14 protein-coding genes, 2 tRNA genes and 1 pseudogene are annotated in these 14,391 nt (G+C 56.5%); 12 read left to right on the top strand and 5 right to left on the bottom strand.

Annotation, left to right across the window (positions count from 1 at the left end; genetic code table 11):
• Positions 1-186: 186 nt before the first annotated feature.
• From QMX84_RS11165 to QMX84_RS11120, 10 genes are all read left to right on the top strand, one after another.
• Positions 187-1,911, top strand: coding sequence for a tetratricopeptide repeat protein (locus tag QMX84_RS11165; protein ID WP_282363820.1), 1,725 nt, complete (start codon positions 187-189; stop codon positions 1,909-1,911).
• A gap of 3 nt (positions 1,912-1,914) precedes the next feature.
• The gene (gene lolB, locus QMX84_RS11160) at positions 1,915-2,541 is read left to right on the top strand and encodes a lipoprotein insertase outer membrane protein LolB (RefSeq protein WP_048368411.1); all 627 of its coding nucleotides are present in this window, start codon (positions 1,915-1,917) and stop codon (positions 2,539-2,541) included.
• Between the two features lies 1 nt (position 2,542).
• Positions 2,543-3,391: a 4-(cytidine 5'-diphospho)-2-C-methyl-D-erythritol kinase gene (gene ispE / locus QMX84_RS11155; RefSeq protein WP_282363819.1), complete on the top strand. Its 849-nt coding sequence runs from the start codon at positions 2,543-2,545 to the stop codon at positions 3,389-3,391.
• A gap of 37 nt (positions 3,392-3,428) precedes the next feature.
• Positions 3,429-3,503 (top strand) — tRNA-Gln (locus QMX84_RS11150).
• 45 nt (positions 3,504-3,548) lie between these two features.
• Positions 3,549-4,490: a ribose-phosphate pyrophosphokinase gene (locus QMX84_RS11145; RefSeq protein WP_262125640.1), complete on the top strand. Its 942-nt coding sequence runs from the start codon at positions 3,549-3,551 to the stop codon at positions 4,488-4,490.
• Positions 4,491-4,629: 139 nt separating this feature from the next.
• Positions 4,630-5,220 (top strand): 50S ribosomal protein L25/general stress protein Ctc, encoded by a 591-nt coding sequence (locus QMX84_RS11140; protein WP_262125639.1) that lies wholly within the window; start codon positions 4,630-4,632, stop codon positions 5,218-5,220.
• A 165-nt stretch (positions 5,221-5,385) separates the two neighbouring features.
• Entirely contained in the window at positions 5,386-5,970 is a 585-nt protein-coding gene (gene pth, locus QMX84_RS11135) for an aminoacyl-tRNA hydrolase (RefSeq protein ID WP_048368414.1), read from the top strand.
• A gap of 23 nt (positions 5,971-5,993) precedes the next feature.
• Entirely contained in the window at positions 5,994-7,094 is a 1,101-nt protein-coding gene (gene ychF, locus QMX84_RS11130) for a redox-regulated ATPase YchF (RefSeq protein ID WP_153351410.1), read from the top strand.
• A 196-nt stretch (positions 7,095-7,290) separates the two neighbouring features.
• Positions 7,291-7,680 (top strand): DUF2388 domain-containing protein, encoded by a 390-nt coding sequence (locus QMX84_RS11125; RefSeq protein ID WP_262125620.1) that lies wholly within the window; start codon positions 7,291-7,293, stop codon positions 7,678-7,680.
• A gap of 82 nt (positions 7,681-7,762) precedes the next feature.
• A complete protein-coding gene (locus QMX84_RS11120) occupies positions 7,763-8,803 on the top strand; it encodes an FUSC family protein (protein WP_262125619.1) in 1,041 nt (346 codons plus the stop codon).
• A 102-nt stretch (positions 8,804-8,905) separates the two neighbouring features.
• On the opposite strand, the gene QMX84_RS11115 is transcribed toward QMX84_RS11120, so the two are convergent.
• Positions 8,906-10,123: an MFS transporter gene (locus QMX84_RS11115; protein ID WP_282363818.1), complete on the bottom strand. Its 1,218-nt coding sequence runs from the start codon at positions 10,121-10,123 to the stop codon at positions 8,906-8,908.
• A 170-nt stretch (positions 10,124-10,293) separates the two neighbouring features.
• Between QMX84_RS11115 and QMX84_RS11110 the strand changes: the two genes are divergently transcribed.
• Positions 10,294-10,370: transfer RNA gene (locus tag QMX84_RS11110), tRNA-Met, on the top strand.
• A gap of 538 nt (positions 10,371-10,908) precedes the next feature.
• Entirely contained in the window at positions 10,909-11,259 is a 351-nt protein-coding gene (locus QMX84_RS11105; protein ID WP_282363817.1) for a DUF3077 domain-containing protein, read from the top strand.
• Positions 11,260-11,320: 61 nt separating this feature from the next.
• Here the strand turns inward: QMX84_RS11105 and QMX84_RS11100 are convergent, their stop codons facing one another.
• From QMX84_RS11100 to QMX84_RS11085, 4 genes and pseudogenes are all read right to left on the bottom strand, one after another.
• Entirely contained in the window at positions 11,321-12,205 is an 885-nt protein-coding gene (locus QMX84_RS11100) for a Dyp-type peroxidase (protein WP_262125616.1), read from the bottom strand.
• A gap of 100 nt (positions 12,206-12,305) precedes the next feature.
• Positions 12,306-13,622, bottom strand: coding sequence for a methyl-accepting chemotaxis protein (locus tag QMX84_RS11095; protein ID WP_048368432.1), 1,317 nt, complete (start codon positions 13,620-13,622; stop codon positions 12,306-12,308).
• A 238-nt stretch (positions 13,623-13,860) separates the two neighbouring features.
• A pseudogene (locus QMX84_RS11090) lies at positions 13,861-14,067 on the bottom strand (carbonic anhydrase); the annotation flags it as partial.
• 96 nt (positions 14,068-14,163) lie between these two features.
• A complete protein-coding gene (locus QMX84_RS11085; protein ID WP_048368434.1) occupies positions 14,164-14,331 on the bottom strand; it encodes a metallothionein in 168 nt (55 codons plus the stop codon).
• Positions 14,332-14,391: the final 60 nt, after the last annotated feature.

Genomic DNA, 14,391 nt, shown 5'->3' with positions numbered 1-14,391 from the left:
TCCTACTTCGTCTGATTCAGAACAACCATTGCTGACTATTGTCTCTATAGTTAACGTCTGTTGAACTCATCTTCCCTCGCATCATCAGAGCCTTATATCGCTTCTATCGATAGTCGCACCTGTTATGGTTTGCACCATCGCATGTGTCATGATGCCCAGACCGCAGGTAAGTCGCCTTTCTCTTATATGAATAGATCCTCCGCGTTGCTCCTTGCTCTCGTCGTTCTCAGTGGCTGCCAGTCTCTGGCCCCCACGTCCCCGGACGCTTCGTCCGCGGCAGAAGACGTTACCACCGTCCCGGAAAAGCCCACGGTCTATAGCTCGTTCAGTGAAGACACGCTGTACAGCTTGCTGAGCGCGGAGTTGGCCGGCCAACGCAATCGCCTGGATATCGCCCTCGATAACTACGTGACGCAGGCCATCAACACCCAGGATCCGGGCGTTGCCGAGCGCGCGTTTCGTATCGCTGAATACCTGGGCGCCGATCAGGCAGCCCTCGACACGGTGCTGATCTGGGCCAGAAACGCACCAGACGACCTGGACGCACAACGAGCGGCGGCCATTCAACTGGCACGCAGCGGGCGCTACGACGATTCCATGGCCTACATGGAAAAAGTCCTGCAGGCCAAAGGCGACACGCATTTCGACTTTTTAGCCTTGTCGGCCCTCGAAACAGACCCCGACACCCGTGCCGGCCTGCAAAAAAACTTTGATCGCCTGCTGGTCAGACACCCGGACAACGATCAACTGATCTTCGGCAAAGCCTTGTTGATGCAACAGGACGATGACGCAGCCGGCGCCTTGAAACTGCTGGAGCAGCACCCGCCGCAGGACGGTGAAATAGCCCCGATTCTGCTGCGCGCCCGCCTGCTGCAAAGCCTTGACCGTGGCGACGAAGCCTTGCCGCTGCTGCAAAAAGCGATGCGCGACAACCCGGACGACAAACGGTTGGGCCTGACCTATGCACGTACGCTGGTCGAACAAAACCGCATCGATCAGGCAAAAGTGCAATTCGCCAGCCTGGTTCAGCAGTACCCGGAAGACGATGAACTGCGTTTCTCTCTGGCGCTGGTGTGCCTTGAGCTTAAGTCCTGGGACGAAGCCGAAGGCTATTTGCAGGAACTGATCGACCGCGACAGCCATGTCGATTCGGCACACTTGAACCTGGGGCGCATTGCGGAAGAACGTAATGACCCGCAAGGCGCGCTGATTCAATACGCTCTGGTAGAGCCAGGTAATGATTATTTGCCTGCACAATTGCGCCAGGCAGACATTTTGATTAACCACGGCCGCGGCGCCGAAGCCTCGCAAAAACTGGCGGCTGCCCGTGACGCCCAGCCGGACTACGCGATTCAGCTGTACCTGATCGAAGCCGAAACCCTGTCGGCGAACAATCAGACCGATCGCGCCTGGGCCGTCTTGCAACAAGCCGTCAAGCAATACCCTGACGACCTGAACCTGCTGTACTCACGCGCCATGCTGGCCGAAAAACGCAACGATCTCCCGCAAATGGAAGCCGATTTGCGCGCCATTATCCAGCGTGAACCTGACAACGCCATGGCCTTGAACGCGCTGGGTTACACCCTTGCCGACCGCACCACCCGCTACGCCGAAGCCAAAACATACATTCAGCAAGCCTACGATTTGAACCCGGAAGACCCGGCCGTGCTAGACAGCCTGGGCTGGGTGAACTTCCGCCTGGGTAATTTGCCTGAAGCAGAGCGTTTGCTGCGCCAGGCGCTGGAGCGCTTCCCCGATCAAGAAGTGGCCGCGCATTTAGGCGAAGTGTTGTGGGTGAGTGGCCAGCAGCGTGAAGCCAAAAAACTCTGGGGGCAGTTCCTCAAAGACAACCCAGACAGCCCTATTCTGCGCAAAACCGTCTTGCGCCTGACCGGATCCGAGACTCCTTAAATCATGTTTTTTCGTCATGTACGCCATCTCATTGCCTTTGGCCTGATCGCCCTGCTCGCCGGTTGCGCGGGCTTCGGCGCTCGTGAATCGGTCGAAGGTCACGGCAGCCCTGCCCTGTGGTCGCAGCATAAACAGCAGTTGAGCGCACTCGACGGCTGGCAAATCAACGGCAAGGTCGGCATTCGTGCCCCTAAAGATTCGGGCAGCGCGACCTTGTTTTGGCTGCAACGCCAGGACTACTACGACATTCGCCTGTCGGGCCCGCTGGGCCGAGGCGCCGCCCGCCTGACCGGCCGCCCGGGCAATGTCAGCCTGGAAGTCGCCAACCAGGGCCGCTATGAAGCCACCACCCCGGAACAATTGCTCGGCGAGCAACTGGGATGGAGCTTGCCGGTGTCGCATTTGGTCTGGTGGGTTCGCGGGCTGCCCGCGCCCGACAGCAAAAGCCGCGTAACCTTGAATGCCGACAGCCGCCTTGCCAGCCTGGAACAGGACGGCTGGCAGATCGAATACCTGAGCTACATCGAACAAAACGGTTTTTGGTTGCCGGAGCGGGTCAAACTGCACGGCACGGATCTGGACGTCACGCTGGTTGTGAAAGATTGGCAACCGCGCCAGTTGGGACAATAAGATGCAAAAAGAGGCACTGGTTTTGCCCTCCCCGGCAAAACTGAACTTGATGCTGCACATTTTGGGTCGTCGCGCAAACGGCTATCACGAACTGCAAACCCTGTTTCAATTCCTCGATTACGGCGATGAAATGACCTTCGCCGTACGCGACGACGGGGTTATTTGCCTGCACACCGAGTTTGCCGGTGTGGCGCACGACGACAACCTGATCGTCAAAGCGGCGAAAAAACTGCAACAACAGTCCAACAGCCCGCTGGGCATCGATATCTGGATCAAAAAGATATTGCCCATGGGCGGCGGCATTGGCGGCGGCAGTTCAAATGCGGCCACCACCTTGCTGGGCCTTAATCATCTCTGGCAATTGAACTGGACTAAAGACCAGTTGGCAGCGCTGGGTCTGAGCCTGGGGGCCGATGTTCCGGTTTTCGTCCGTGGGCACGCTGCTTTCGCAGAAGGCGTGGGCGAAATTCTTACCCCCGAAGAGCCAGAAGAGCCTTGGTACGTTGTACTTGTGCCGCAAGTCTCTGTCAGCACAGCAGAAATATTTTCAGATCCTTTGTTGACACGTGACTCTTTGCCCATTAAAGTGCGCCCCGTTCCCAAGGGAAACAGCCGAAACGACTGCGAAGCAGTGGTGAAGGAGCGTTATCCAGAAGTACGTAACGCTTTGAATTTGTTAGGTAAATATACCGAAGCAAAATTAACTGGAACTGGAAGTTGTATATTTGGGGCCTTCCCAGATGAAGCAAGTGCTGTTAAAGTGCTGCACCTTCTTACAGAGACCCTTACAGGGTTTGTAGCAAAAGGAAGCAACGTTTCGATGTTGCATCGAACGCTACAAGATCTGTAAACGGAAACGGGTACACGGTACTCGTAGCAACAGATACAGGGGCGTCGCCAAGCGGTAAGGCAGCAGGTTTTGATCCTGCCATGCGTTGGTTCGAATCCAGCCGCCCCTGCCATTTCTTATACTCATCCAGGTTACCCTCAGCCTTCAGGTACTGCGCGTGTCCAAGATGATGGTCTTTACGGGGAACGCTAACCCCGATCTGGCTCGGCGTGTCGTACGTCAGCTGCATATCCCTCTCGGTGACATTTCTGTCGGTAAGTTTTCCGACGGCGAGATTACCGCTGAGATCAATGAAAATGTTCGCGGTAAAGACGTTTTCATTATTCAGCCGACGTGTGCTCCGACCAACGATAACCTGATGGAACTCGTCGTGATGGCTGATGCCTTCCGCCGTTCCTCAGCAACTCGTATTACTGCTGTTATTCCTTACTTTGGTTATGCCCGTCAGGATCGCCGTCCGCGTTCCGCACGTGTGGCTATCAGCGCAAAAGTTGTTGCTGACATGCTTACCGTAGTCGGCATCGACCGTGTTCTCACGGTTGATTTGCATGCTGACCAAATTCAGGGTTTCTTCGATATTCCTGTAGATAACATCTACGGCTCCCCAGTATTGGTGGATGACATCGAAGATCAGCGCTTTGATAACCTCATGATTGTGTCCCCGGATATCGGCGGCGTCGTGCGTGCACGTGCTGTTGCAAAATCCTTGGGCGTGGATCTTGGGATCATCGACAAACGCCGTGAGAAAGCCAATCACTCGGAAGTGATGCATATCATTGGTGATGTCGAAGGGCGTACCTGTATTTTGGTTGACGACATGGTCGATACCGCCGGCACTCTGTGCCACGCGGCTAAAGCCTTGAAAGAGCATGGTGCTGCCAAAGTGTTCGCCTACTGCACACACCCTGTGCTGTCGGGTCGAGCAATCGAGAATATCGAAAATTCCATGCTGGATGAGCTGGTGGTGACTAACACCATTCCGCTGTCCGCAGCCGCACAAGCCTGTACGCGTATCCGTCAACTGGATATCGCACCGGTTGTGGCTGAAGCGATGCGTCGCATCAGCAACGAAGAATCGATCAGCGCGATGTTCCGATAAGGGCCCTGCCCTGCTCTGACATCCGTTGACGAAAAGCGCCTCGCCCCAACAGCCTGTTGGGGCGGGGCTTTTTTGCCCATACCGTCCATAGCGCTGGTCGCAAACGCTAGGGCGGATGTGGATATTTTGGAGATACAACATGAACGATTTTACTCTGAATGCTGAAGTGCGTTCCGACCTGGGGAAAGGTGCGAGCCGCCGCCTGCGTCGTCTCGCAAGCCTGGTTCCAGCTGTAGTTTACGGTGGCGACAAAGCCCCTGAATCCATCAGCATGCTGGCTAAAGAAGTTGCCAAACTGCTCGAAAACGAAGCTGCTTACAGCCACGTTATCGAACTGACCGTTGGCGGCGTTAAGCAAAACGTGATCATCAAAGCTCTGCAACGTCACCCGGCTAAAGGCCACGTGATGCACGCTGACTTCGTACGCGTTGTTGCTGGTCAAAAGCTGACTGCAATCGTTCCAGTTCACTTTGTTGGTGAAGCTGCTCCGGTTAAGAAAGGCGGCGAGATCTCGCACGTTGTTGCGGAAATCGAAGTTTCCTGCCTGCCAAAAGACCTGCCTGAATTCATCGAAGTTGACCTGGCTAACGCCGAGATCGGCTCGATCATTCACCTGTCGGACATCACCGCTCCTAAAGGCGTTGAGTTCGTAGCTCTGGCACACGGTAACGACCTGGCAGTAGCCAACGTTCACGCTCCACGTGTTGCACCAGAAGCAGACGCTGAGTAATTCATTACTCTGTCGTTGGAGTTTTGAGAAACATCGCGAGCTAACACGCAGCGAGTAAAGCGGACAAGATCGCGAAGTTTACTCAGGTAAACCCGTTTTCTTGTCTGTTTTCGCCGCTACCGTTAGCGGCGATGTGATCCATAACTCTATAGAAGGGCCCTTGTCGTGACCGCCATAAAACTGATCGTTGGCCTGGGAAATCCAGGCACCGAATACGAACAGACCCGGCATAACGCAGGGGCCCTTTTTGTTGAGCGCCTCGCGGCGGCAAACGGAGTTAATCTCGTTGCCGATCGTAAATATTTTGGCCTGACCGGACGTTTTAGCCATCAGGGTCAGGATGTTCGTCTGTTGATTCCCACCACCTATATGAACCGAAGCGGCCAGGCCGTTGCGGCGCTTGCCGGTTTCTACCGCATTGCGCCAGAAGCCATATTGGTGGCCCACGACGAACTCGATCTCCCACCGGGTGTTGCCAAGCTCAAGCTGGGCGGCGGCCATGGAGGTCATAACGGCTTGCGTGACATCATTGCGCAACTGGGAAACAACAATAATTTCTACCGTCTGCGGCTCGGCATTGGCCACCCAGGCGTCGCGAGCATGGTGTCCAACTTTGTTCTGGGTCGTGCGCCACGCGCCGAGCAGGAAAAACTGGACGCCAGCATCGATTTTGCCCTCGGCGTGCTGCCGGATATCCTCGCCGGTGAATGGAACCGCGCGATGAAAAACCTGCACAGCCAGAAGGCCTGACTCTTTTTCCGAGGGGAAACACCATGGGATTCAACTGCGGCATCGTCGGCCTGCCTAACGTCGGCAAGTCCACCCTGTTCAACGCCCTGACCAAATCCGGCATTGCAGCGGAGAACTTCCCCTTCTGCACGATCGAGCCGAACACCGGTATCGTGCCGATGCCCGACCCGCGTCTGGCAGCACTGGCCGAGATCGTTAAACCGAATCGCATCCTGCCGACCACCATGGAGTTCGTTGACATCGCGGGCCTTGTAGCCGGTGCATCCAAAGGCGAAGGCCTGGGCAACAAGTTCCTGGCCAACATCCGCGAGACCGATGCTATCGCTCACGTGGTGCGCTGCTTTGAAGACGAAAACGTGATCCACGTTTCCAACACCGTCGACCCTAAGCGTGACATCGAGATCATCGACCTTGAGCTGATCTTCGCCGACCTCGACAGCTGCGAAAAGCAACTGCAAAAAGTCGCACGTAACGCCAAAGGCGGCGACAAAGAAGCCGTTGCCCAAAAAGCCCTGCTGGAACAACTGATTGCCCACTTCACCCTGGGCAAGCCAGCACGCAGCCTGATCAAGAACATGGACGCCGATGAGAAGCAAATCATCAAGGGCTTCCACCTGCTGACCACCAAGCCGGTGATGTACATCGCCAACGTGGCCGAAGACGGTTTTGAAAACAACCCGCTGCTCGACGTGGTGAAAGCCATTGCCGAAGAAGAAGGCGCGACCGTTGTGCCGGTGTGCAACAAGATCGAAGCTGAAATTGCCGAACTCGACGACGGCGAAGAAAAGGACATGTTCCTTGAGGCCTTGGGCCTTGAAGAGCCAGGCCTGAACCGTGTGATCCGTGCCGGTTACGAAATGCTCAACCTGCAAACCTACTTCACCGCCGGCGTTCAAGAAGTACGCGCCTGGACTGTAAAAGTAGGCGCGACCGCCCCACAAGCGGCAGGCGTGATCCACACCGACTTCGAGAAAGGCTTTATCCGTGCCGAAGTGGTCGCCTACGAAGACTTCATCCAGTACAAGGGTGAAGCGGGCGCAAAAGAAGCCGGTAAATGGCGTCTGGAAGGCAAGGACTACATCGTTAAAGACGGCGACGTCCTGCACTTCCGTTTCAACGTGTAAACCAACACACGTCTAAAAAACCGCGCCCAGGCGCGGTTTTTTTTGGCCCGGGGGTTTGTCATTACCAATAACGCGTAAGACATATCTTAAATTACCCGAGAAAGGTCTTTTTGCTATGGGCTCATCTTGAACGCTTAAGTGCTGGACTGCACCTTGTCCAAGGGCACCCTGCCCCCCCTTGTAGGACGGACTAGCCATGAGCCCTCGCAAAACGATCCATTCGCTTTTTCTGGGCTTTTTATTAAGCCTCACATCTACAGCCAATGCCGAGTCTTGCCAAAACTCTATTGTGTGCGTCCTGTACTCCGACAATCCGTTTGAGGTGACGGCAGGAACACTCCTGATGACAGGGACCGGCCTTTTTTTGTCAATTCCCGCTACTTCCGACTCAACTTCTGAGACCTTCAACTACTACTTCAAAAAGTCAGCTCAACATGACGCCGCTGCCTTTATTGCCAGTAACGGAGAGATTCGTGGCGCGTTTTTTGAATCCGCGTTAAAGACCTTCAACACCCAACGTCCCGATTCAAACCTCAAGGACATGGACGTAGCGCTGTGGCTACTCAGCGCCAATCTCCTTTTGTAGCCACGTGAAACCAAACACCGTGACAAGCAAACAGTCTATGGTTAGTCCCAAGACCTAAAGGCTGACTGTGTAGGGAGTCGCAATGCTGTCCAAGGTGTTCTTCAACCGTTTCACCACTCCTCTTATTGAGCGAATCCAGTTTCGCTGGACCACGGCCTGGCGCGATGCCCTGGCCTCAGCCATCGCCGCTGCACTGGCGTGGATCCTCGCCAAGCACTTATTCGGCCACGAGCACCCGGTGTTTGCCGCCATCAGCGCGATTGTTTGCCTGGCGCCCGGCCTGCCCAGCCATGGCAAGCAAGCGGTCGGTTTAATGGTCGGCGTTGCCACCGGGATTATCATCGGGGAAGCTGCGCTGTGGTTACCGGACGGCTACCCGTTGCTGCGTATCGGCTTCGCCACGTTCTCAGCCATTGCCATTGCCGCGCTGTACGGCTTGGGCGCTGTTGTACCGATTCAGGCAGGCGTGTCAGCCGTTTTGATGTTGGCGGTCGGCCCGGAGAGCGCAGGTGTTGTGCGCATGCTCGATGTGGTGGTGGGCGCCGGGGTGGGCCTGATGTTCAGCCAGATCTTGCTGACGCCCAATCCCATCGGGATCATTGATGACTCGGCCAAGGACTTGCTGGAAAAACTCGCCAAAGGCTTCGGCCAAAGCCTGACAGCCCTTGAAAAGAACGATGCAAAAAGCGCACAGCACGCCGTGTTTATTTTCTCGGGTGCTCATGACAGCCTCATCACCCTGGAAAACGGCATTGCCAGCGCACGCAATACTGCACGCTGGACGTTGCGCGGCCGGTTTGCCTCGCGGGAAGTCAAAGACATAGCCAGTCGTTACGAGCGACATGCCGTGCGCTTGTACGCCAGCGCCCTGCTGTTCTCTGAGGCCTTTGCTGACGCCATGCGCAAAGAACAGGGCTCGCCACCCGCCGCGCTGCATGAACGACTGGCCAGCGTTGCCTCAGGCTGCGCAGCGATTGCCGGTGATACGCAAAAGCCGGTGTTGGCCACCTACGACGACCAACAGGTCGAAGCTGTGTCAGCACCGTGGCAAATCTGCCTGCAGCATTTGAGCACCGTCGAAAGCGCGTTGCAGAGTTTTAGTGCCAGCGCGCAAAACACGTAGTCGCTGCCGAAGGATGAGGCTGCGATGGGGTGCGCAGCGCCCCTGAATGGCGGTCCTTCGGCCCGCATCGCAGCCTTCGTACCTCGACAGCGACTACAGCAATCAGCCCTTTTTGGTGCGCGGCAAAAAGATCGCCAGCACGCCAAACAGCGGCAGGTACGAGCAGAGCTTATAGACGTATTCGATACCGTGAATGTCGGCCAGATGCCCCAGCAACGCCGCACCAATCCCGCCAAAGCCGAACATCAAGCCAAAGAAGATACCGGCAATCATGCCCACGTTGCCCGGCACCAATTCCTGGGCATACACCACAATCGCCGAGAACGCCGACGCCAGAATAAAACCGATGACCACACTGAGGACGCTGGTCCAGAACAGATCCGCATACGGCAGCAGCAACGTGAACGGCGCGACACCCAGGATCGAGAACCAGATCACCGCCTTACGCCCGATACGGTCGCCAATCGGGCCGCCAAAGAACGTGCCCGCCGCCACCGCCCCAAGGAACAGAAACAGGTACATCTGCGAGTTGGCGATGGAGACGTCGAATTTCTGAATCAGGAAGAAGGTGTAATAGCTGGTGAGGCTGGCCATGTAGAAATACTTGGAGAACACCAGCAGCCCCAACACCACCAGCGCGCTCAGCACACGCCGACTGGACAAACCGTGCGTGGCCTTCTGCCCGGCCTTGAGCTTGAACAGGCTCAAGTGCGTGCGGTACCAGCGGCTGATCACATACAGCAGCCCTACCGCAAACAGCGCAAACAACCCGAACCAGGCCACGTTGCCTTGGCCATAGGGAATGATGATGGCAGCGGCCAGCAACGGCCCGAACGCCGACCCTGCGTTGCCGCCCACCTGAAACGTCGACTGAGCAAACCCGTAACGCCCGCCCGACGCCAGCCGCGCCACCCGCGAGGCCTCGGGGTGAAACGTCGAAGAACCGATGCCGACCAACGCAGCGGCCAGCAAAATCAGTGGAAAACTGCCGACCTGAGACAGCATCAAAATCCCGACCAGCGTACACACCATGCCGCACGGCAATAACAGCGGATTGGGGTGACGGTCGGTGTAGTAACCCACCCACGGCTGCAACAGCGATGCGGTGAGTTGAAAGGTCAGGGTAATCAGACCGATCTGCGTGAAGGTCAGATCGTATTTGTCCTTGAGCAACGGATAGATCGACGGCAACACCGCCTGGATCAAGTCATTGATCAAATGCGCCAGCGCCACGGCCCCGATAATGCGCAGGACTAACGGGCTGGCTTGAGGCATTTGAAGGTCTGGCGTTGTTTTTATTGGAGTGTCGCTAATAGCCATAAGGGTTTCCAGGCAACAGATGAATGCACGTGCAAGTGAGCCAATGTGCCACTTTTTAACAAGATATTGCCATCCGAACCCCGAGAAACCTTAAGCGTTTGATAGCGCAGAGAAAATTTTCAGATATTTGCTTGACACACCCCCCTTACGAGGGAATAATGCGCGCCATCGGCTACATAGCTCAGTTGGTTAGAGCATAGCATTCATAATGCTGGGGTCCGGGGTTCAAGTCCCTGTGTAGCCACCAAACACTGGTTTCACCACATCGCAAGATGAAATGAAACCAACGAGAAAGCCCGCCTAGTGCGGGCTTTTTTGTGCTTGTCGATAAATAGCCTGTAGTCGCTGACGAGGAACGAAGGCTGCGATGGGTTGCACAGCGACCCCGCTTTTGAAGGTCCTGCGGCCCTTATCGCAGCCTGCGGCAGCGACTACAGAAGGTTGCGAAAGCCCTCAAAATCAGCCATTTCGTACGACGCTTCCCTTTCAATCCGCTGAAACATCCTAGAAACTTCCGTTCGCTTGTGCCTGATCATTTCGGGGAATAGTCTCGGCCCATCGCTGCAAAACAGCGGTCGGGTTTAGTCGCCCGTGTTCCCTAGGCGCAAGGCGCCACCTCCGCGAGGCGCTTTTTTTCGGCCTCACGCTTTATGGTGGCCGTGCGCAGGGCGCCCATGGGCGCGCCGGGTTCCTAGGTGACCGGTCGACTAACCTGCGCATGGCTGCCACCCATTCGTTTAGTCGCGACAAGTGACAGCTCCTTAAACACCCTAGGAGTTGTAACAATGAAAAAGCTGGTTCCTGATCCACCCGCCCTACCCCTGCAAACTGCTGCTCAGTGCGAGGCACTGTCGTTAGACCGTGCGGCCACCGAACGCGCCCTCGATTACTACCTGCACGACCATAAGCCTCCACGGCACGTGGATCAGGCCACGTATGCCATCCCGGACAGCGTCAATTTAGAAGCGGCTTTGGCCCAAGCGTCAGACTTGTTGCGCTGCGCGGGCGCTTCGGCGAGTGAGGCGGGGAATGGCTTGAGCGGGCATTCGCGCAGTTTAGTGTTGTCCTGCATGCACCTGGTGGAGCTGGCCAGGGCGTATGTGGATAAATCGCTGGATGGTGTGACGACGCACTAAAGCAGCACGCGCCTGAGTGCAAGCAGGCGCGTCACCGCTGAAGGCTGTTGCGATACCGGGCTTAAGCGGGGCGAAGTGCGCTCAGGTCCAGGCGGCCGTCTTTAAGCGGCGGGCACCAGTAGTAACCACCGTTCAACGGGCGGCTGAAGCTGTAGAGGGCGTCTACAATGCCGTCTTCCATGCCGCTCATGCGGCGCAGTTGAACTTCAAACGCGTTCAAGGTACGGCTGAACGAAACGAACATCAGCCCCGATTTGCCGTTTTCAATCCAGGGCATGGAGCGGCGTACGGTGAAGGCCTCAGGCGAGAAGCTTTCTTGCGCAGTGCGTTTGACGTGGGCCGATTCCGGCGCGTCGTCCAGTTCTTCGTTGTCGCTTTTACGGCGGCCAATCATGTTGTCCTGTTCGGCCTGCGGGCGGGCGGCAAAGCCATTGAGGTCGTGTTGCCACTGTTGCACGGCAACAAACACGCCGCCGTCCAGGCCCGGTCCTGCGTTGGTGACGATGGCCGCGTCTACGGCCGCTTGGTCCACCGGGTTCTCGGTGCCGTCTTCATAGCCGGTCAGGTCGCGGTCGGTGTTGTAGAGGAAGCCTTCGGTCACTTGCAGCAGGTTGAGCGCAGGCGCCAGCGCCGTTTCAATGGCCTGGCTGCGGTGCAACAACTCGCCACGATCATCCCCCCACAACCACAGCCACAGGGCGTGTTGGGTCGACGGGTTTTCCACCACGGCATTGAGTGCGGGGAAGACGCGCAGCCCCGGCACTTTTGCGCCCAAGGCCAGTACCAGCGGTGAACCCAAGCCTGCTACCACGCTTTTGCCGTCTACCCACTGCGACAAGGTGTCGAGTGCAGCCGGCAGTGCTTCTACAGACTTGAGGGCGAAAAACATATAGCGCGCCTGCGGCGGCACGGGTTTGGCGAGGATGCCGGGCTGGTAAAGACTCATAGAAACTCCTTCAGGAAAGCCTGGAGTTTACGCCTCACCAGCGACTTTTCGGACACCAAAGGGTTATTTTTGTTGGCCCACGCCCTACGTAGATCAAGTCTTAGGCTGATAGCTGATTAGCAAATCGCCCTACGACATCTACTACCTTTTTCGCGCCATCCTGAATTTCGACAATCACCGTGCCGGCTTCCGCGGCCAGAGACAGGCCCTCTTCGGCTTGCCGTTTGCCGTCGGCAATCAACGCCACGGCATGGCTTGCCATGTCTTGGTTCTTACGCACCACAGAGATGATTTCTTCGGTGGCCTTGCTGGTGCGCGAAGCCAGTTGGCGCACTTCATCGGCCACCACGGCAAAGCCGCGCCCTTGCTCACCCGCGCGGGCGGCTTCAATCGCGGCGTTAAGCGCCAGCAAGTTGGTTTGCTCGGCAATCGCGCTGATGGTTTTGACGATGCTGCCAATGACCTGCGACTGATCGTTCAGTGCTTCGATGCCATCGCCTGCTTGCTGCATGTGCTTGGCCAGCTCACGCATCACATCGACCGCTTGTGTCACGACGATGGTCCCGCGTTGAGCGCTGTTGTCGGTGTGCAACGAGGTGCTGTAGGCAATCCCCGCCGCCTCGGACACGGCTTGTTCCTGCTGCACTTGGTCGGTGATGACGGTGGCAAATTTCACCACTTTATAAAGGTTGTCATTGGCGTCGCGCACCGGGTTGTAGGAAGCCTCAAGCCAGACTTCACGCCCCTGGCTATCAATACGCTTAAAACGATCGGCAACAAACTCCCCCGCGTTCAAGCGCTTCCAGAAGACTTCATATTCAGCGCTGCTCTGCTCTTGGGAGGTACAGAACATACGATGATGCCGACCCTGAATCTGCGCCAGCGAGTAACCCATGCCCCGCAGGAAACGATCGTTGGCCGTGAGCACTTCACCCTTGAGATTGAACTCGATAACGGCGGTTGAACGCATCAGCGCGTCCATCAGGTTTTCGTGGTCACGCGAGGCTTCTATGGTGCGAGTCAGGTCGCTGGAAAAAATCGAGATGCGCATAATCTGACCGCTGGAGTTGCGCACCGGCTGCATGATTGAGCGCAGCCAGGCTTCCTGCCCATTGCCCCGGAGCAAACGCACGGTACCGCTGTAATGCTCACCACGGTTCATGGCATTTTTAAAACGCAGATGATGCTCGTCATGCTTTAAATGAGCCGGCACCAACTCATCAATATGCCGCCCCAGGAGCTGGCTGCCCGAGTAGTTCATGTCGTGAGTGAAGTTGCCATTGACCGACTCGACCCGCCCATCCGGGTCCAGGCTCATGCAGAGCATTTCGCTCTCCAGGCTGTCTTTGATTTGCTGAATTGAGGACAGTTCTTCGCGAAGAGCTGACAGCTCCTGTTTCAAGCGTTTGTTAAACATGGGGGATACCAAGGGATAGGAAGCGCGTGATAGAGGCATCGGCTTTCGCCTGCGTTTCTAAAGGCTTCCTGACGAGCGGTCATGTGCTGAAAAAGCTGAACAAACCGGCTGCTTGCCATGGGTACTGTAACGCGATTGTGGGAGCTGGTTTACCAGCGATTCAGGCGACTCGATCGCTCAGAAAAACCGAGTGGATACTATCGCTGGCAAGCCGGCTCCCACTTGCATGTGTAACGGTTTAAACAGGTTTTACCGGGAGCAGGCGGTATTGCGGTGGCAGTTGGTCCAGACCACTGATGGTGGTATCGAGGCTTTTCCAGCGGCCGTCTTTAATGCCGTAGATGCAACCGTGAACCGAGAGCTTTTGCCCGCGATGCCAGGCGTTTTGCACAATGTTGGTGTGCCCGACGTTGGCCACTTGCTGGATGACGTTCAGCTCGCACAGCGAGCACTTTTCTTACGCGCACTTACTCCGCCATAGGATGGCAAGCGCTTGTCATAAGAGCGCGCAGCGCGTAGCTGCGCGCGCAGGCTTTACACGTTACTTGGCTTTATCGCCGCAGTGGCAGCCGCTGGAGGTGCTGCACGCCTGGCCCTTGGGGTGATGGTCGGCACACGCCTGGCAGCAGTAGTGCTTGCCATCGCGCTCGATGCCGTGGCTACCGACTTTGCAGTTACAACTCGGACAATCACACGTGTGTTCTTTCATTTTCAACTCCATGTTGTCAGGTCGTTATCAAGCGACAGGCGTGCCGCTTACAAGCAATGA

The sequence above is a fragment of the Pseudomonas sp. PS01297 genome (genome assembly GCF_029959305.1).
In the GTDB taxonomy this organism is placed as follows: domain Bacteria; phylum Pseudomonadota; class Gammaproteobacteria; order Pseudomonadales; family Pseudomonadaceae; genus Aquipseudomonas; species Aquipseudomonas helleri.
The sequence above is the reverse complement of the archived record's forward strand: the minus strand, read 5'-3'. Positions and strand labels throughout refer to the sequence as shown.